The following is an 18,190-nucleotide window of genomic DNA, read 5'->3' as shown; positions in this document are numbered from 1 at the left end:
ACGGCGGGTTTGGCGCGCAACGACTGGAGCAAGCTGGACGAGTCCGACGTCCGCGTGCGTCCGGGCAAGGGCAGCCGGCCCCGCAGCAAGCGCCGTCCCGAGCACGCCGACGCCGTCACGGCCATGGTCATCGGCAAGGACCGCGGCCGCTGGACCTGCGCGATCGACGCCGATCCGGCCCGGGTCGTCACGGCCATGCGGGCCCGCGAGCTGGGCCGGACGCCGGTGGTCGTCGGCGACCGGGTCGGCATCGTCGGGGACGTCTCCGGCAAGCCGGACACCCTCGCCCGGATCGTCCGGGTCGACGACCGCACCAGTTCCCTGCTGCGCACGGCCGACGACACCGACCCGTACGAACGGCTGGTCGTCGCGAACGCCGAGCGCCTGCTGATCGTCACCGCGCTGGCCGACCCGCCGCCGCGCACCGGCTTCATCGACCGCTGCCTCGTCGCCTGCTACGCGGGCGGCGTCGAGCCGGTCCTGTGCCTCACGAAGGCCGACCTGGCCAGCCCGGACGAGCTCCTGGCGGGCTACGCGGGCCTCGACGTCCCGGCCATCGTGACCCGCTTCGACGAGGAGCCCGAAGGCCTCGCCGAGCTGCTGAAGGACCGCGTGACGGCGCTGGTCGGACACTCCGGTGTCGGCAAGTCGACATTGGTCAACCGCCTGGTGCCGGACGCCGAGCTGGCCACCGGAGTGGTGAGCGCGGTCGGCAAGGGGCGGCACACGTCCGTCGCGGCCGTGGCACTGCCGCTGCCGGACGGCGGCTGGGTGATCGACACCCCCGGCGTGCGGTCGTTCGGGCTGGCCCACGTCACCGCGGACGACATCGTGGACGCCTTCGAGGAGTTCGCCGAAGCCGCCGAGGAGTGCCCGTCGGGCTGCGGGCACCTGGGCGCGCCCGAAGACCCGGATTGCGCGCTCGACGACGTGGTCACCGAAGGGAAGGCGAGCCCCGAGCGGCTGGCTTCGCTGCGGCGCCTGCTGGCGTCCCGCGGCGGCCACGACGTGACCCGGGCCACCGAGACCTGAGGCCGCCGGGAACCGACTGCGGATCGTCACCGTCCCACCGGTAACCATTCGCCCGTTCGGGCGATATCCCGAGTGGAAGATCCGATCCTGAGGGGAACTCAATGCGCAAGACCACCCTGGTCGCCGCGGGCGCCGCGCTGGTGCTCACGCTGACCGCGTGCAGCGGCGGCTCCACCACCGGCACGGCCCAACCAGCCGCTGCGGGCGAGCAGACCCAGGCCCAGTCGCAGGGCCTCGCTTCGCCGTTCACCGACGCGATCCAGCTGGCGTCGGCGTCGAAGCAGGGCACCGTGAAGTCCAAGTCGGCGAAATTCACCATGGAGGGCTCCGCCGCCGGTCAGAGCATGACCGCGAGCGGCGCGATGTCCATGGAAGAGACGGACACCAAGTTCTCGATGACGACCACGGCCGGCGGCGAGACCACCGAGATGCGCCTGGTCGACAAGGTCATGTACATCAAGCTGCCCGCCTCGGACCAGAAGGAGATGGGCACGGACAAGGCGTGGGCCAAGATCTCGGCCGACGGCTCCGACCCGCTCTCACAGGCGATGGGCGGCATGCTGTCGCAGTCGGCGGAGCAGAGCGACCCGAGCAAGATGCTCGACCAGATCTCCAAGACGGGCCGGATCATCTCGTCCGACCAGACCGAGCTGAACGGCGAGAAGGTCAACCACTACAAGGTGGAGCTCGACGTCGCCAAGGCCATCGACCAGTTCACCGCCCAGGTCCCGGCCGCGGCGCGCGACAAGCTCACCGACATGCTCAAGGGCAAGGACATCAAGCTCCCGGCCGAGCTGTGGCTGAACAAGGACAACCTGCCCGTGCAGGTGACCATGGACCAGGGCCCGATGATGCAGGCACTGGGCGCGCCGGGCGGCACCGACGCGAAGTTCACCATGAAGTACACCGACTGGGGCACCCAGGTCGACGTCGCGGCCCCGCCCGCCGACCAGGTCGTCGACCTCGGCGAGCTGATCAAGAAGGCCGGTCGCTGACCGGACGACGCACAGTAGCGGCGGCTCCCCCGAACGAGATCGGGGGAGCCGCTGTGTTTTTGTTGGCGCCATGCGCAAAGCCGCCGTGGTGCTGCTGTTCGCCTTGCTCGCGGGCGCCTGCTCCGACCCACCGCCGCGCCCGGCGTTCGAGGACGCGCGAGCGCTGGCCGACGCCGCCACGGCGGCCACGACGAACGGCGGCTCGGCGAAGTTCGCCACGGACGTCGCGGTCGGCTCGGTCCGGTCGAAGGGGCAGGGCCAGGCGCGGTTCGGCGCCGGTGGGACGGCCCAGGTGATGACGACGGACTTCATCGGCGAGCCGGTGGAGCTGCGGCTGGTGGCCGGGAAGCTGTACGCGAAGCTGCCGGAAGGTTCGCGCGACGAGGCGGGCAAGCCGTGGGTGGTGGTCGCGGCCGACGGTACGGATTCGTTTTCCCAGGTCCTCGGCGGCAGCCTGACGCAGCTGGCGGAGCAGAACGACCCGGCGCACACGCTGGCCGGGATCCGGACGGCGGGCACGATCGTCGCGGCCGAGCGCACGAACCTGGGCGGCGTGCCGGCCGAGCACTACCGCGTCGACCTGGAGCTGGCCCGGCTGGGCACCGACCTGCCGGCGGGGCTACCGCCGGACGCGGCGGGCCGGGTGGGCGGGAAGTTCCCGGTGGAGCTGTGGCTCGACGAAACGCACCGGCCGCTGCAGGTCGTGCTGGACCTCTCGCCGATCCTGCCGGGTTCGGAAGCCCGCATCACCACGCGTTATTCGGACTGGGGCAGCCCGGTCGACGTCCAGCCGCCGTCGGCGGGCGAGGTGGGATAGTCACCGGCTGCTCAGAGCAGCTCCAGGAAGAACGGCAGCTCCTGCGGCGCGTACCAAGCCAGCTCGTGGTCCTCCGCGTCCCCCAACGTGAACTCCGCGTCCGGGTCGCCCAGGTCCGCCGCGTCGATCACCGCCGCCGCCGCGGCCACCGCCTCCGCCGCCTCCGGGGCGTCCACGTGGATCGCCGCCACCGCCGACAGCGGGATCGGGCCGCCGATGCGGACCACCGGGGCGTCCAGGTCCGGGCGCAGCGTCACGCCCTCCACGTCCGCCGAGACCACCACCCGGCGCGGCTCACCCTTCTCCTCCGCCGCGATCAGGCGCAGCGACGCCCGGGCCGCGTCCAGCAGCGCCGCGTACTCCAGCTCCTCGTCGGACCCGCTCACGTACGCCTCGCGCAACGCCGGCGTCAGCGCGAACGCCGTGCCGCTGCGGGCACGGAACTCCCCCGATGACTCGAGGTCGCGAAGCATCGCGATGGTCGCAGGCAGATAGACCCTCACCAGTGCGCACCCTTCAGCTCTTCCAAGGACTCTTCGATCATCCCGGCGACCAGATCGACGTCGAACGCGGCCTTGCGGTCGCCGTTCAGTCCGAAGTAGACGCCGCCGTGGTACGACGTCACGCCGATCGCCAGCGCCTGGGTGCGCATCAGCGGCATCACCGGGAACATCTCGACCAGTCTGGCCTCTCCCGCGTACATCGGCACCTGGGGGCCCGGTGAATTGGTCACCATGACGTTGAAGATGCGCCCGGACAGCGATCCCGCCGCTCGCGCGCCGAGCGAATGGAGCGTAGCCGGGGCGAAGCCGCCGACCTTGAGCAGCCCGCGGGCCGCCACCGAGCGGCCCGAATCCAGGTGCTCGGCCATCGCGTGCCCGATGTGCTGCATCCGCAGGACCGGGTTCGGCTCGCCCACCGGCAGGTCCACCAGGTACGCCGCCACCTGGTTGCCGACCAGGCCCGGCGTCGAGTACCCGGGCGTCTCGGCGTCGCGGACCGCCAGCGGCACCAGCGCGCGGATCGTCGTGTTCGGCGTCAACTGGACCTCGCGCGAAAGCAGCCATTCGCGCAGCGCGCCCGTGATGGCCGCGAGGACGACGTCGTTGACCGTGCCGCCGTGTGCCGCGCGGATCTTGCGGAAGTCCTCCAGCCGCGTGCGGACCACGGCGAACACGCGACCGCCCGAGACCCGCACGTTCAGCGGCCCGGACGGCGCCGGGCTGACCAGCGTGCGCAGCGTCGACGCCACCCCGCCGAGCGTCTCGGCGAACTTGCCCGCCGCCGCGACCGCGTCGTTCGCCGCGGACCGGACGTTCTCCACGACCTCGCCCGGCCGCTGGACGCCCTCGCTGATGGCGTCCATGACCAGCTGGGCGCGGCTCGGCTCGCGGCGCGGTGTCCAGATGTCCTCGAACGGCTCCGGCTCGGCCGGCGCCGGGTCGAGGACGATCTGCCCGAGATCGATCGTGCCGACACCGTCCACAACGGACTGATGGGTCTTGGTGACCAGCGCCACCCGGTCGCCCGCCAGCCCTTCGATGAAGTACGCCTCCCAGAGCGGCCGCTCCGGCGCCAGCCGGCGCGACATCAGGCGCGCGACCAGGTCGAACAGCTGCTCGTCGCTGCCCGGCTGGGGCAGCGCCGACCGCCGGACGTGGTAGTTGAGGTCGAAGTCGACGTCGTCCACCCACACCGGCCGCGCCAGGTGGCCCGGCACCTCCAGCACGCGCTGCCGGTAGCGCGGCAGGTACGCCAGCCGCCCGCCGATGAGGTCGACCAGCTGCGAGTAGCCGAACCCGGAAGGCGGCCGCTCGAAGATCGCCACGCCGCCGACGTGCATCGGGGTCGCGTGGTCCTCGACGTAGAGGAACGAGGCGTCCAGCGCGGAAAGGCGGTCGGGCATGGGCCGATCCTTTCATGATGCGAGACTTCCGGGTGTGGGTGATGAGTCGACAATCTCGCCGAAGGACCGCTTCCTGACCGTGTACGGCCGGAAGCCGGTGCTCGAGGCACTGGCGGACGACGGCCTGCGCGTGGACAAGGTGATCCTGGCCGACACCGCCCGCGGCCCCGGCGCGGCCGAGATCCAGCGCGCGGCGAAGGCGGCCGGTGTGCCGGTGCAGCGCGCCAGCGCCCACCGGGTCAAGGTCCTCGCCGGCAACGGCAAGCAGGACCAGGGCGTGCTCGCCGACGTCGTCGCGCCGCGGATGCGAGCGCTCGCCGCGGCGCTGGCCGACCGGCGGCCGCCGTCGCGGGTGCTGCTGCTGGACGGCATCACCACACCCGCGAACGTCGGCATGATCCTGCGGACCGCGACCGCGGCCGGGCTGGACGGCGTGATCGTGCCGCGGCGCGGGGTCGCCGCGCTCGACCCGCTGGTGGTCAAGTCGTCGGCGGGGGTGGCGTTCCGCGCGCCGGTGCTGCGCTGCGGCTCGGCCCGCGAGGCAGCGGAGCTGCTCACCGAAGCCGGCTACGGGCTCTACGCGCTGGGCGCGTCGGCGCGCACCACGGTGTTCGACGTCGACCTGCCGCAGCGCGCGGCGTTCGTCCTCGGCGGCGAGACGGCCGGGGTCGGGCCGGAGGTCGGCGAGCTCGTCACGGAGTGGCTGTCGATCCCGATGCCGGGTGACGTCGAGTCGCTGAACGTCTCGGCCGCCGCCGCGGTGCTGTCGTTCGAGCTGGTCCGCCGCGCCCGCTGAGCCTTATCCCGGGAACAGCGCGGCGAGCTCGTCGAGCGTCTCGCTGACCGACCGGTGGTGCACCCCGACCATGCCCGCCTGGACGGCGCCGCGGATGTTCGTCGCGGAGTCGTCGACGACCGCGCAGTGCGTCGCGGGCAGCCCGAGCCGGTCGGCCGCGATCAGGTAGACCGCCGGGTCCGGCTTCGCCACGCCGACCTCGCCGGAAAACACCAGAGCGTCGAAATAGTCGAACATCGTGTTCTTGACCTCGTCCGACGCCCCGGGGGCGTTGGACAGCAGCGCGGTGCGGACGCCGCGCTCGCGCGCGGCCGCCAGGTAATCGTAGAACCGGCCGGCGTCGGGATCGGTGAGAACTCCGGCGAAATCGACCAATAACCCTTTCAGCACCCGGCACACCATAGCCGGGGCGGCGACGCGGTGTCTCGCAGAGCGCAACTCTGCCGGTCGGCATTACCGCATCGGCTGCCGGTAATCCACGGCTTCGGCGGTTCTCGCCCGAATCGTGCGATTCCGATGTCCTTTTCGGCCCGTTCCCACCTCCAAGCGAATGCCGAGTCAGGAGGGCAGGAAATGATCGAGGAACATCGGTTGCGGACGCTGGCCGACTTCGAGGCGCCGCGCCGGGCGAACGGCCCGGCGGAGGTGACGCCGCACGAGCACCGACGCGGCTCGCGGTGCCCGGCGCCGAGACAGCTCGAAGCGGACGAGGTGGGCCGCCTGCTGAACATGCTGCTGGAGGCGTACGACGGCCGTCGCCCGGCGGCGCAGGTCCGCGCACTGGTGGCACCGGAGGTGTACGCGGGTCTCAGCGGGCCACGCCGGACGCGGCCACGCCACCGGACGCAGACGATCCACACGTGCGCCCCGGCACCGGACGTGGTCGAGGCGTGCGCCCGGGTGGCGGCGGACGACCGGTCGTTCGCGCTGGCGGCCCGCTTCACCCGCACGCCGACGGGCTGGCGGTGCGAGCGTTTCGCGCTGTTGAAGCCACAGCAGCCGGCAAAACCGAACCGGCGGGCGGCGTGAGGTGCGACGGAGGGGGCCGCTCACCACCGACGCCTCCCGACGGCCGGCGGCCGGGGTGCTCTCGCGCTTCCGCCGCCTGGCCGAGCGGGTGGCACTGGCGGCACGCCCCGGCCCGCATACCGGCAGCCCGGAAGCGCTCGCCTCCACCGCCCGCCCGAGCGGCGATGGCACCTTCCGCGCGGCTCACCCCAACCGGCGGGGCGTCCTAACCGCCGCTCGTCACCGGGAGGGTCGACAGGCCGCGCAGGGTCGTGGTCGGGTTCCACTCCGGGGTGCCAGCCTGCGCCAGGTCCGGGCGGCGGCGGGCCAGTTCGCGGAACGCGATGCGGGCTTCCAACCGGGCCAGCGGCGCTCCCAGGCAGAAGTGGATACCCTGGCCGAACGCCAGGTGCCGGCCCGGCTCGCGGGCCGGGTCGAACGTTTCCGGGGCCGGGCCCGTTGCCGGGTCGCGGTTGGCCGCTCCGATCATGATGATCAGCTGGCTGCCCGCCGGGACCGTCAGCTCGCCCAGTGTCGTGTCGCGCAGGGCCGTGCGGGCCGTCAGCTGGGCCGGCGAGTCGTAGCGCAGCACCTCTTCCACCACCCGCGCCGCGTGCTCGCCGTCCGTGCCGAGCGGCTTCAGGCCGTCCGGGCCGCGCAGCAGCGCCAAGACCCCGTTGCCGATCAGGTTGGTCGTCGTTTCGTGGCCGGCGATCAGCAGGAGCGTCAACGTCACCAGCAGCTCGCCCTCGCTGAGCACGTCACCCGCGTCCGACACCGCGACCAGGGCCGACAGCAGGTCGTCCCCCGGCTCACGCCGCCGCTCGGCCGCCAGCGAACGGAAGTACCCGACGAACGACTGCCGGGCCTTGACCGCCGGTTCGATCGTCCCCGGGGGCTGCAGGAACTGCGGGTCCAGGGCCCGCGCCATCGCGTGCGACCATTCCGCGAACCGCTCGCGGTCGTCCAGCGGCACGCCGAGGAGCTCCGCGATCACCTCGACCGGCAACGGCTTCGCGAGAGCCGTCATCAGGTCGAACCCGGCCGGCGCGCGGTCGATGAGCGACGCGGTGATCTCCTCGATGCGCGGCGCCAGCTGCTCGACCATCCGCGGTGTGAACGCCTTCGCCACCAGCCGCCGCAGGCGGGTGTGGTCCGGCGGGTTGAGCGAGAGGAACGCCCGGACCACGCGTCCCGACTCGTCGACCGGCTGGTCCGGGAGGCGGTCCGCCGGATCCAGGTACTCGGGCTCGGGGTGCCCGAACGCCGGGTCGCGCAGCACCTGTGTGGCCTCGGCGAGGCCGCTGACCGCGAACATCCGGTCCGCCAAGGCCGCCACCGGCCGGCTCTCCCGCCACCGCCGGTAGTGCGGGTACGGGTCCGGCCGCCGCTCGGCGGCGAACAGCGCGAAGAACTCCTGCGGATCGGCCGACGTCACCGGCAACTCCCCCGTTCACGACTCCGGGGCGCGCGAACCCTGCCGCGCGCCCCGGTGGTCACACCCGTGTCAGCGACGCGGGCCCTTCTTGCCCTTCTTGGCGGCGTCGCGCTGGGCGGCGCGACGGTCGCGGCGGGTACCGCCGGTGGCGCCGCCCGCGGCCTGCGGACCGCCCTCGACGTGGGACTCGACCTCGCCGTCCTCGCCCGGGCCGGACAGCATCATGCCCGACTGCGGGCCACCGCCGCCGAGGCCCTTGCCGCGCAGCGCGGCCGGGACGGACTCGGTGTCGGTCGTCGGCGGCTGCGGCGGCGCCGGCCGCGCGTGGCGGCCCTCGGTCGCCTGGCCGTTGCCGGTCGGGACACCCGTCGGCAGCGCCGCGGCCTGCTCGGCCGGCGGTGCCTCGGCGCGCTCGACCTGCAGGTTGAACAGGAAGCCGACGGCCTCCTCCTTCAGCGAGTCGAGCATCGCGCGGAACATGTCGTAGCCCTCGCGCTGGTACTCGATCAGCGGGTCGCGCTGCGCCAGCGCCCGCATGCCGATGCCCTGCTTGAGGTAGTCCATCTCGTAGAGGTGCTCACGCCACTTGCGGTCGAGGACCGTCAGCATCACCTGGTGCTCCAGGGTCCGCATGCCCTCCGGGCCGACGAGCGCGTTGATCTCCTCTTCGCGCTGGTCGTACGCGCGGCGGGCGTCCGCGAGCAGGGCCTCGCGCAGGCCGTCGGCGTCGAGGTCGCCGTCGTCCATCAGCTCGTCCCAGGTCACGCTGACCGGGTAGAGCTGCTTCAGCGCCGCCCACAGCTTCTCGTGGTCCCAGTCCTCGGCGTAGCCGTTGGCCGTCGCACCGTCCACATAGGCGTTGACGACGTCCTCGAGCATGCCCTCGATCTGGTCGCGCAGGTTCTCGCCGGCCAGGACGCGGTGGCGCTCGGCGTAGATCACCTTGCGCTGCTCGTTCATGACCTCGTCGTACTTGAGGACGTCCTTGCGCTGCTCCATGTTGATCTGCTCGACCTGGGTCTGCGCGCTCTTGATGGCCTTGGAGACCATCTTGTGCTCGATCGGCACGTCGTCGGGCAGGCGCATGGTCGTCATGACGCGCTCGACCATGGTCGCGTTGAAGCGGCGCATGAGCTCGTCACCGAGCGACAGGTAGAAGCGGGACTCGCCCGGGTCGCCCTGCCGGCCGGACCGGCCGCGGAGCTGGTTGTCGATGCGGCGCGACTCGTGCCGCTCGGTGCCGAGCACGTAGAGCCCGCCCGCCTCGCGGACCTCCTCGCCCTCGGCCTTCGACTCGGCCTTGACCTGCTCGAGGACCTCGGGCCAGGCGGCCTCGTACTCCTCGGAGTGCTCGACCGGGTCCAGGCCGCGCTCGCGCAGCACCTGGTCGGCGATCAGGTCGGGGTTGCCGCCCAGCACGATGTCGGTACCGCGGCCCGCCATGTTCGTGGCAACCGTGACGGCGCCCTTCTGGCCGGCGCGCGCGACGATCAGCGCCTCGCGGTCGTGGTGCTTCGCGTTCAGCACCTCGTGCGGCACGCTCAGCTTCACCAGCAGCTTCGACAGGTGCTCGGACTTCTCGACGCTCGTGGTGCCGACCAGGACCGGCTGGCCCTTCTCGTGCCGCTCGGCGATGTCCTCGGCGACGGCCTCGAACTTGGCCTGCTCGGTCTTGTAGATCAGGTCCGGCTGGTCCTGGCGGATCATCGGCCGGTTCGTCGGGATCGGCACCACACCCAGCTTGTAGGTCTGGTGGAACTCCGCGGCCTCGGTCTCGGCCGTACCGGTCATGCCCGACAGCTTGTCGTAGAGCCGGAAGTAGTTCTGCAGCGTGATCGTGGCCAGCGTCTGGTTCTCGGCCTTGATCTCGACCTTTTCCTTGGCCTCGATCGCCTGGTGCATGCCCTCGTTGTAGCGGCGGCCGTGCAGGATGCGCCCGGTGAACTCGTCGACGATCATGACTTCGCCGTTGCGGACGATGTAGTCCTTGTCGCGGTGGAAGAGTTCCTTCACCTTGAGCGCGTTGTTCAGGTACCCGACCAGCGGGGTGTTCGCGGCCTCGTAGAGGTTTTCGATGCCGAGCTGGTCCTCGACGAACCGGACGCCCTTCTCGGTGACGGCGACGGTGCGCTTCCGGACGTCGACCTCGTAGTGGTACTTCGAGTTGATCAGGTTCGTCTTCTCGACGCGCTCACGCGACCCCATGGTGGTGGTGTCGATGCCCTGCATCAGCGGGGCCAGGCGCGCGAACTCGACGTACCAGCGCGACGACTGGTCGGCCGGGCCGGAGATGATCAGCGGCGTGCGGGCCTCGTCGATGAGGATCGAGTCGACCTCGTCGACGATGGCGAAGTTGTGGCCCCGCTGCACGCAGTCGTCGAGGCTCCACGCCATGTTGTCGCGGAGGTAGTCGAAGCCGAACTCGTTGTTCGTGCCGTAGGTGATGTCGGCGTTGTACTGGGTGCGCCGCACGTCCGGCTGCTGCTCCGAGAGGATGACGCCGACCTCGAGGCCGAGGAAGCGGTGGATGCGGCCCATCCACTCCGAGTCGCGCTTGGCCAGGTAGTCGTTCGTCGTGACGACGTGGACGCCCTTGCCGGGGATCGCGTTGAGATAGGCGGGCAGGACGCAGGTCAGCGTCTTGCCCTCACCGGTCTTCATTTCGGCGACCTGGCCGAGGTGCAGCGCCGCGCCGCCCATGAGCTGGACGTCGAAGTGGCGCTGGCCGAGCACCCGCTTGGCCGCTTCCCGGACGACCGCGAAGGCCTCCGGCAGCAGCTCGTCGAGGGATTCGCCGTCACCGTGCCGCTTGCGGAACTCGTCGGTCTTGGCCCGCAGCTCGGCGTCGGTCAGGTCCTTGACGTCGTCTTCGAGGGTGTTGATGTGATCGGCGATGTTGCGCAGCCGCTTCACCATCTTGCCCTCACCCGCGCGGAGCAGGCGGTTCAGCACCATCCGGTCGACCTCACTAGCTGATCATGAGCGCGCCCAGGCCGGTCCCGGGCAGGTTCTCCCGCGGTGGCGGCCGTGTTCGGCGCCACCTTCCCACCCCCATCGTAGGGAACGGTGGCCCTCGTGTGCACACGCCGTAGGTTCTGAGAACCTTATTCAGCCGTCGGCCGGCGCGAATGGCACGTAGGCGGACGGCCTGCGGTCCGTAGCGCCGGCCTGACCAGAATAAGGTTCTGACATGCGGAGGGCCCGCACGCGAGCGCGTGCGGACCCTTCGCCAGACCTCCCTTGGGCCCGGCTCAGCCGAGCCGGATCACGCCGTAGTCGAAGCCTTTCCGCCGGTAGACCACGCTGGGCCGGCCCGCGTCGGAGTCGTTGAAGAGGTAGAAGTCGTGGCCGACCAGCTCCATCTCGTAGAGAGCCTGGTCCACCGTCATGGGCTCCGCGGTGTGCTGCTTCTCGCGAACGACGCGGCCGGGCTGGTGACCCAGGTCGTCGTCGGTCCAGCTCTGCTGCTGGGGCAGGTGGAATTCTTCGGCACTCGCGAAGCCGTTCGTCTGCGGTTCGGCTTCGGGTGCGTCCAACACCGCGGTACGCGCGGCGGGACTGGCTGCGGCCGGGGATCCACCACCCGGCAGTGCCGAGGTCGCTTCGGCGACCGATTCCGGGCGGCTGCGGCCGTAGTGCACGCGCCTCCGGTCGTGTGTCCTCCGCAGCCGGTTTTCCAGCTTGGTGACTGCGGAATCGAGCGCCGCGTAGAAGTCGGCGGCACACGCTTCGGCGCGTACGGCCGGGCCTCGCCCCTTTCCGGTGATTTCGACGCGCTGGCAGCTCTTGGCCTGGCGTCGGTTGGGTTCGTGGAACAGTTCCACGTCGTACCGGATGACTTTCCTGTCGTAGCGCTCGAGCCGGGCCAGCTTTTCGCCGACAAGCGCCCGATAGTGATCGGGCACCTCCACGTTGCGGCCCTTAACGACGATGTCCATACACGACCTCCCTCGCTGAGATGACTGCGAGCTGTTGTGTTTTCACACGGCGCCGGTATTGCGGGGACGGAAGCCCGGATCGCGGGCTGAGAAGGAACTCGGAAACGGTGGACGACGTCTCGTTCCGGTGACCGAGCGCGGACTCAGCGCACCTCCGGCGCCAGGGACATGGGCTCGTCACCTCCCTGCCTGCGGGGATTGCTGATTGCGGAGCACGTTAGCTTCCTCACGCCCGTTACAACAGCCCCCGAGCCGGGGGATGTCAGGGGATGGGACTCGGTCACCCCGCGCAGTGATCGCGGAGTGGGCACCGCAAACCACCCGCTGGTCGGACGCGCCGCGGTCAACGTGTGTTCACACGGACGGCGCATCGTTGCCTCCTGGTGGACGCCGAGGGTGACGGCCCGATCTCCCGCAGCCGCCACTCCGGTGGAGTGGTGCGGCAGCCGAGTGATCGTGATCGACGCCCTCATGCCCGGACAACGGGCGCCGGTCCGTTCGCGTTCCCGGTTGATGTCACTCGTGTAGGTGACGTTCGGTTCACCCGGGTGCGGTTGCTGTTCGGGTTGGTGGGGTTTTTGGGGCTGGAGCTGGGGGTTTCTTGGGTTGGAATGGTGTTGGTGGGGTTGAGGGCGGAACCGGTACCAGGGTTTGGTTTTGGTGAGGTCGGGGTGGGTTTTCGGTGGGGTCGGGGCGGGCCGGGCGTGCTTGGCGGTTGGGTGGCGGGGGTCGCCGGGTTGAGCGAGTCTGGGCGAGGCGTACCCGGGTTGGGCTGAGCCGGAGCCCGAGCGTGCCGGGCTGGGTTTGGTGGTGAGGCGCCGGCAGCCGCCTTTCCGCTCGGCCGGCCTGCGCGCTTCGGCCGGCAGGGCCACAGTGGTTCACATGGGTCGCCCTTTCGCGGGCTCCAGCGAGCCCGGCCGGTTCAGCCGGCTGCGAGCAGGGTCAGGACGGCGGAGACCGTAAACCCCTCTGCCGCCAGGGCTCGGGTGCAGGCTGCCGCCGTGGCTCCGGTGGTGATCACGTCGTCCAGGACCACGATGCGGGTGCCTGGGGGTGGGCGCCCGGCCGCGCGGAACCTCAGGCGGCCGGCGAGGTTGGCCATGCGCTGCTCGCGGCCGAGGCCGACCGCGTCGCGGGCGCTTCCCGCCAGCTCCAACGCCGGCGCCACCACCGCCTCGATGCCTCGCGCCGCCAGGACGCCTGCTGCCGCGTCGGCCAGGCGCTCGATGTGCGGGCCGCCTCGTACTCGCGCTGCCGATGGGCGGCTGGGTGCCGGGACCAGGCAGATCGCCTTGGCCGTGGGCTGTTCCCCGGTGACCCGCCGAGCAGCAGGCTGCCCCGAGACGGCCGCCCCAGAGCCGACAGCCCGACCCGAACGCTCCCCCGAGACCGCCGCCCCCACCGGGCGCTCCCTCGCGGTCGCCGCCCCAGCCGACCGCTCCCCCGAGGCGACAGCCCGAGCCGAACCGTCACCCGAGGCGACAACCCCACCCGAGGCAACCGCCCGACCCGAACGCTCGCCCGAGACCACCCTCCCAGCCGAACGTTCCAAGGCCGCCGGCGTAGCAAGCGCCGAGCCGCGCCCACCTGCGGCACCACCCGACCCGCCACACCCCTCAACCGCCGCCAGTGGCAGCTCCGCCAGCGCCTCCGCCAGCGCCCGTCCCAAAGACGGCGCCAGATCTCGCCGCCCGCGCTCCTTGTACGCGATCAGCAACTTCCGGCCCACCCCGCGATACCTCGCCAGCGTGAACACCCGCACCAACCCCGCCGTCGGGCCGCGCACCACTTCGCGAGCCGCTCCCCACGTCCCGGAGCACCTCACGCAGCACGGCTCGCCCCGGGCTCCGCACGCGGCGCAGCGGCTGGGGATCAACAGTTCGATCAGTCTCTTCAGCACACGGACAGTGTCACGACCGGCACCGACAGTTTCGGCGCCTCAGCCGTCACTCACCCGGGTGAAAAAGATCAGCCCGGATAAAACGGGTCCGCGTCCTTCATCGTGTGGCTGTGCGGGCGCCACACCTCGCCGAGCTCCGAGGCCGTCCAGAGACCGCTCGTGTCCGCCACCACGATCGGCCGGTTGGGGGCCGCCGTCACGCCGTGGACCGTCGGGGTCAGGTTGCTGCTGTTGAACGCGTCCAGGCGCTGGCCGTCCACCGTCACGCGCACCACCGGCTGGGACGGCGACTTCGTCACCGCCACCAGGCCGTCCTGGGCCACCCAGTCCACGTCGACGACGTCCTCGAGATCGTGGGGCTGGAGGTGCCGGGGCTCGCGCAGGGACACCGAATCGCCGTTGACGACCACCGAGGCCACCCACAGCTGGCCCTTGATCACCGCCGCGACACGAGCTCCGTCGCGGGAAAACCTCAGCTCCGTGATGGCGCCCTGCTGGGTCAGGTCCGTCGCGTTGACCGTCAGGGCCGTCCAGTGGCCGTTCGGGTCGAGCACCATGCGGCCCACCGACAGCCCGTCGACCACCGTCCACACTTCGCCGGTGCCGGGGCGCCACGTCGGGCGGGTCAGGGAGCTGCCAACGAGGGTGGTCTGCGCCAGGTCGCGGCCGAGGTCGCCGATCCGCAGGCGGACCGCTCCGCCGCTGCGCTCCACCACCGCCAGGCGCTTGCCGTCGATCGACTGAGCCGCGCTGACGACGTCGTAACCGCCGTTGCCCGCCGGGCCGGCGACCGGGTTTCCGTCGCTGAGGGACCGGATCCGGCCGCCCACCGTCATCAGGCCCTGCAGGTCGACGTTGATCGACAGCGCCGCGTCGTAGGCCGGCAGGTCGTTCCGCCGCCAGTCCGGGTGGTTCGGCACGAGCGGGGCACCGTCGGCGAGGATGCGGATGCGGGCCGACGTGACGTACTGCAGGGACAGCACGATCTGCGCCGCGATCAGGTGCCGGATGTCGTCCGGCACCCCCGAGAGCCCGGTCAGCGGCACCACCAGCGTGCCGTCGTCGAGGCTCTTGACGTTCGAGTCGATCTCGACGGGCTCGCCGAGCAGGTTTTTCACCGCGCCGGCCAAGCTCGCCGACGGCCCGCTGACCAGCAGGTCCATCACCCGGCCCGGCAGCCCGGACTGCGGCTTCGCGACGACGTAGCGCCGATCCGGGACGAAGGTGGCCGACGACTCCGAATAGAAGCTCACCGGCACCGACGTGTAGTTCTCGCTGAAGTCGGACTGGGTCGCGTACAGGTCGGCGGGCGGGTCGACGATCCGCCACTGGTTGTTCGCCTGCTTGCGCACCTTCACCTGGAGCAGGGCCGGCGTGTAGTCCGGCACGAACGCGTTGTTCTGGTCCAGCGTGCCGATGTCGATCCCGCGCACGTTGACGACCTGCGTGCCCGGCTCCGGCGGCGGAGCGGTGTCGTAGACCGTGCCGAAGGTGTCCTGGATGATCGTCAGGCTGCGGCTCGGCCGCCAGTTCGCCCGGCTCTGCTCGTCGAGGTAGGCGCGAGCGGCGGCGTTGTTCTGCCCGGGCTTGAGCGTCGCCTCGACGAACGCGCGGACCAGCGACAGCGGGTCGATGTTCGGCGGCGGCTCCGGCACGACGTCGCCGACGCTCTGCCCCTGGCGCTCGCCCGGGACGACCATGGGCTGCGATTCCAGCGGCACGTTCGCGCAGCCGGCGAGCAGCACCAGGCTCAGCACCGCCGTCAGGAGCTTCGCGGCGGTCCGCCGGAAAGCGTGTGGTTTCACTGGCCGATTCCCTCACGTTCGGCGAAGATCGCCTCCGGCGCCGGCGTGACGTCGATGATCCCGAGCGGCACCTCGGTGGCGAAGCGGTCGGGCGGCGGCAGGACCAGCGGCGGGTCGCCGGCGGGCACGTCCTGGCGGCGCGGCAGCAGGAGCCGGAAGCAGGCGCCGTGGCCGGGCTCGCCCCACGCGTCGAGCTCGCCGCCGTGCAGGCGCGCGTCCTCCTGGCTGATCGCCAGGCCGAGCCCGGTGCCGCCGGTGCGCCGGTTGCGTGACGGGTCCGCGCGCCAGAACCGGTTGAACACCAGGTCCGCCTCGCCGGGACGCAGGCCGACGCCGTGGTCGCGGACCGTGATGGCGACAGCGGTTTCGTTCGCGCCGAGGGTCAGCACCACCGGCTTGCCCTCGCTGTGGTCGACGGCGTTGGCGAGCAGGTTGCGCAGGATCCGCTCGACGCGCCGGGCGTCGACCTCGGCGATCACCTCTTCGTCCGGCAGCACGAGCTCCACCGAGCTGCCCGCGTTGCCGGCTATCACCCGCACCTGCTCGACCGCGCGGGTGGCGATCGGGCGGACGTCGATGAACTCCGCCGCCAGCTCCTCGACACCGGCGTCGAGCCTGCTGATCTCCAGTAGGTCGCCGAGCAGCGCCTCGAACCGGTCGAGCTCGTCGACCAGCAGCTCGGTCGACCGCGCGAGGCCGGCCGGGAACTGCTCGCGGGACGCGTGCAGCACGTCCGCGGCCATCCGGACGGTGGTCAGCGGCGTGCGCAGCTCGTGCGAGACGTCGGAGGTGAACCGGCGCTGCAGCCCGCCGAACTCCTCGAGCTGGCGGATCTGGCGCTGGATGCTGGCGGCCATCTCGTTGTAGGACACCGCGAGCTTCGCGAGGTCGTCCTCGCCGAGCACGGCGAGCCGCTGGTCGAGGTCGCCGCCGGCGAACTGCTCGGCCGCCGCGGCGGCCTGGCGGACCGGCCGCACCACCTGCCGCGTCACCAGGTTCGTGATGCCGGCCAGCAGGAGCAGCAGCACGAGCCCGCCGACCAGCAGCGTGTTCTGGACCGTCGAAACGGTGTTCTGCTCGGTCGTCAGCGGGAACAGCAGGTACAGCTGCAGCGGGCTGGCGACGGTGTTGAGCGGGGTGCCGACGATCAGGTACGTCGTGCGCCCGCCCGCCGCGTCGGGGACGGTGTGCTCGAGCCAGCTCATCTGGTCGGCCTCGACGAACTGGCGCAGCCGCGGCGGCACGTTCTCGAACGGGCCCGCGAACTCCGGCTCGGCGCCGGACTGCTCGTGGCCGCCGCTGGCGAGCACCGGGACGAACGTGCCCGCCGCCGACCCGGCCGCGTCCTGGCTGGTCGGCGTGATCGCGATCTTCTTCAGCGCGTTCTCGAGCCGGTTCTTCAGCGCGTCGCGGCTCTCGGCGCCGAGGCCGACGAGCTCGCCGGCGGCCGTCTCCGCCGCCGCGCGGGTCTGCGCGATCGCCGCCACGCGCTTGGTGTCCAGCAGCCGTTCGGTGATCTGGTTCTGCAGCACCATGCCCAGCACGAAGACCACGGCCGAGGACAGCGCGAGCGTCGACACGGTGACGCGGAACTGCAGCGAGTGCTTCCACAGCTCGTTGAACGCGACCGCGCGACGGCGCGCGAAAACGACGACACGCCGAACCAGGCGTGCCGTCGAACGCGCGGAGGCGGGGACCCTGCTCGCCGGCTCCGTCGTCATCGGGTGATCACGGCGGGCCGGCCTTGTACCCGACACCGCGAACGGTCAACACCACCTCGGGGTGCTCCGGGTCCTTCTCCACCTTGGACCGCAACCGCTGGACGTGCACGTTCACCAGCCGGGTGTCGGCCGCGTGCCGGTAGCCCCAGACCTGCTCGAGCAGCACCTCGCGGGTGAACACCTGGCGCGGCTTGCGGGCCAGCGCCACCAGCAGGTCGAACTCCAGCGGGGTCAGCGGGATGGCCTTGCCCTCGCGGGTGACCTCGTGGCCCGGCACGTCGATCGCCAGGTCGCCGATCGTGAGCGACTCCGCGGGCTCGGCCTCGGTGCGGCGCATGCGGGCCCGGACCCGCGCGACCAGCTCCTTCGGCTTGAACGGCTTGACGACGTAGTCGTCGGCGCCGGACTCCAGGCCGAGGACGATGTCGACGGTGTCGCTCTTGGCGGTGAGCATGACGATCGGCACCCCGGACTCGGCGCGGATCGCCTTGCAGACGTCGATCCCGTTCATCCCGGGCAGCATCAGGTCGAGGAGGACGAGGTCGGGCTTCAGCTCACGCAGCGCGGGCAGCGCGCGTGAGCCGTCGGCGACCACCGCCGTGTCGAACCCCTCCCCACGGAGCACGATGGTGAGCATCTCCGCGAGGGCGGGGTCGTCGTCGACCACGAGAACACGTGCCTTCATGACCACATATTCGCACTAGTTCCGGCGCCCGCACGCACGACCCGCGTGTTTGACCACCAGAAAGATCAAGATCGCGAGGGTTCCCTGCTCCATCCGGGTGCCGGTACCGGCTGCTTTGGACGGTCCGTGGAGGCCGCGCCGGGATTCCG

Annotated in this window: 15 protein-coding genes; 5 read left to right on the top strand and 10 right to left on the bottom strand. The window is 71.4% G+C overall.

The window, feature by feature from the left end; all coding sequences use genetic code 11:
• Positions 1-9 precede the first annotated feature (9 nt).
• From rsgA to I4Q55_RS21940, 3 genes are all read left to right on the top strand, one after another.
• The gene (rsgA, locus tag I4Q55_RS21950) at positions 10-1,032 is read left to right on the top strand and encodes a ribosome small subunit-dependent GTPase A (protein ID WP_206790142.1); all 1,023 of its coding nucleotides are present in this window, start codon (positions 10-12) and stop codon (positions 1,030-1,032) included.
• 101 nt (positions 1,033-1,133) lie between these two features.
• On the top strand, positions 1,134-2,027 hold the full coding sequence (locus I4Q55_RS21945; RefSeq protein ID WP_206790141.1) for a hypothetical protein: 894 nt from the start codon (positions 1,134-1,136) through the stop codon (positions 2,025-2,027).
• A 70-nt stretch (positions 2,028-2,097) separates the two neighbouring features.
• Entirely contained in the window at positions 2,098-2,844 is a 747-nt protein-coding gene (locus tag I4Q55_RS21940) for a hypothetical protein (RefSeq protein WP_206790140.1), read from the top strand.
• An 11-nt stretch (positions 2,845-2,855) separates the two neighbouring features.
• Here I4Q55_RS21940 and I4Q55_RS21935 read toward each other — a convergent pair whose 3' ends face one another.
• Both I4Q55_RS21935 and I4Q55_RS21930 read right to left on the bottom strand, forming a co-directional pair.
• On the bottom strand, positions 2,856-3,347 hold the full coding sequence (locus tag I4Q55_RS21935) for a hypothetical protein (protein WP_206790139.1): 492 nt from the start codon (positions 3,345-3,347) through the stop codon (positions 2,856-2,858).
• A complete protein-coding gene (locus I4Q55_RS21930; protein WP_206790138.1) occupies positions 3,344-4,750 on the bottom strand; it encodes a wax ester/triacylglycerol synthase family O-acyltransferase in 1,407 nt (468 codons plus the stop codon). Before I4Q55_RS21930 ends, I4Q55_RS21935 begins: the two co-directional genes overlap by 4 nt.
• Positions 4,751-4,784: 34 nt before the next feature.
• Here I4Q55_RS21930 and I4Q55_RS21925 point away from each other — a divergent pair, with 34 nt between their 5' ends.
• Positions 4,785-5,546: an RNA methyltransferase gene (locus I4Q55_RS21925; RefSeq protein ID WP_206790136.1), complete on the top strand. Its 762-nt coding sequence runs from the start codon at positions 4,785-4,787 to the stop codon at positions 5,544-5,546.
• A gap of 3 nt (positions 5,547-5,549) precedes the next feature.
• On the opposite strand, the gene I4Q55_RS21920 is transcribed toward I4Q55_RS21925, so the two are convergent.
• Positions 5,550-5,921: an HAD-IA family hydrolase gene (locus I4Q55_RS21920; RefSeq protein WP_206790244.1), complete on the bottom strand. Its 372-nt coding sequence runs from the start codon at positions 5,919-5,921 to the stop codon at positions 5,550-5,552.
• Positions 5,922-6,119: 198 nt separating this feature from the next.
• Between I4Q55_RS21920 and I4Q55_RS50200 the strand changes: the two genes are divergently transcribed.
• Positions 6,120-6,575, top strand: coding sequence for an Rv3235 family protein (locus tag I4Q55_RS50200; RefSeq protein ID WP_206790135.1), 456 nt, complete (start codon positions 6,120-6,122; stop codon positions 6,573-6,575).
• A 205-nt stretch (positions 6,576-6,780) separates the two neighbouring features.
• Here the strand turns inward: I4Q55_RS50200 and I4Q55_RS21910 are convergent, their stop codons facing one another.
• The 7 genes from I4Q55_RS21910 to mtrA all read right to left on the bottom strand — a co-directional run bounded on the left by I4Q55_RS21910 (position 6,781) and on the right by mtrA (position 18,041).
• Positions 6,781-7,992 carry a cytochrome P450 gene (locus I4Q55_RS21910; RefSeq protein ID WP_206790134.1) on the bottom strand — a complete coding sequence of 404 codons (1,212 nt, stop codon included), beginning with the start codon at positions 7,990-7,992 and terminating at the stop codon, positions 6,781-6,783.
• A gap of 69 nt (positions 7,993-8,061) precedes the next feature.
• On the bottom strand, positions 8,062-10,947 hold the full coding sequence (secA, locus tag I4Q55_RS21905) for a preprotein translocase subunit SecA (protein WP_206790133.1): 2,886 nt from the start codon (positions 10,945-10,947) through the stop codon (positions 8,062-8,064).
• A gap of 296 nt (positions 10,948-11,243) precedes the next feature.
• Positions 11,244-11,930 (bottom strand): ribosome hibernation-promoting factor, HPF/YfiA family, encoded by a 687-nt coding sequence (gene hpf / locus I4Q55_RS21900; protein ID WP_091317677.1) that lies wholly within the window; start codon positions 11,928-11,930, stop codon positions 11,244-11,246.
• A gap of 922 nt (positions 11,931-12,852) precedes the next feature.
• Positions 12,853-13,098 carry a hypothetical protein gene (locus I4Q55_RS49285; RefSeq protein ID WP_374194481.1) on the bottom strand — a complete coding sequence of 82 codons (246 nt, stop codon included), beginning with the start codon at positions 13,096-13,098 and terminating at the stop codon, positions 12,853-12,855.
• 800 nt (positions 13,099-13,898) lie between these two features.
• A complete protein-coding gene (locus I4Q55_RS21890; RefSeq protein WP_206790131.1) occupies positions 13,899-15,635 on the bottom strand; it encodes an LpqB family beta-propeller domain-containing protein in 1,737 nt (578 codons plus the stop codon).
• Positions 15,632-17,356 (bottom strand): MtrAB system histidine kinase MtrB, encoded by a 1,725-nt coding sequence (gene mtrB, locus I4Q55_RS21885; RefSeq protein WP_206790130.1) that lies wholly within the window; start codon positions 17,354-17,356, stop codon positions 15,632-15,634. The genes I4Q55_RS21890 and mtrB overlap by 4 nt, the downstream gene beginning before the upstream one ends.
• 7 nt (positions 17,357-17,363) lie before the next feature.
• On the bottom strand, positions 17,364-18,041 hold the full coding sequence (gene mtrA / locus I4Q55_RS21880; protein WP_005150760.1) for an MtrAB system response regulator MtrA: 678 nt from the start codon (positions 18,039-18,041) through the stop codon (positions 17,364-17,366).
• Between the last annotated feature and the right edge of the window lie 149 nt (positions 18,042-18,190).

It is taken from the genome of Amycolatopsis sp. MtRt-6, from assembly GCF_017308975.1.
Lineage (GTDB): Bacteria > Actinomycetota > Actinomycetes > Mycobacteriales > Pseudonocardiaceae > Amycolatopsis.
Note: the sequence above shows the minus strand (reverse complement) of the source record. Positions and strands in the feature narration are given on the sequence as shown.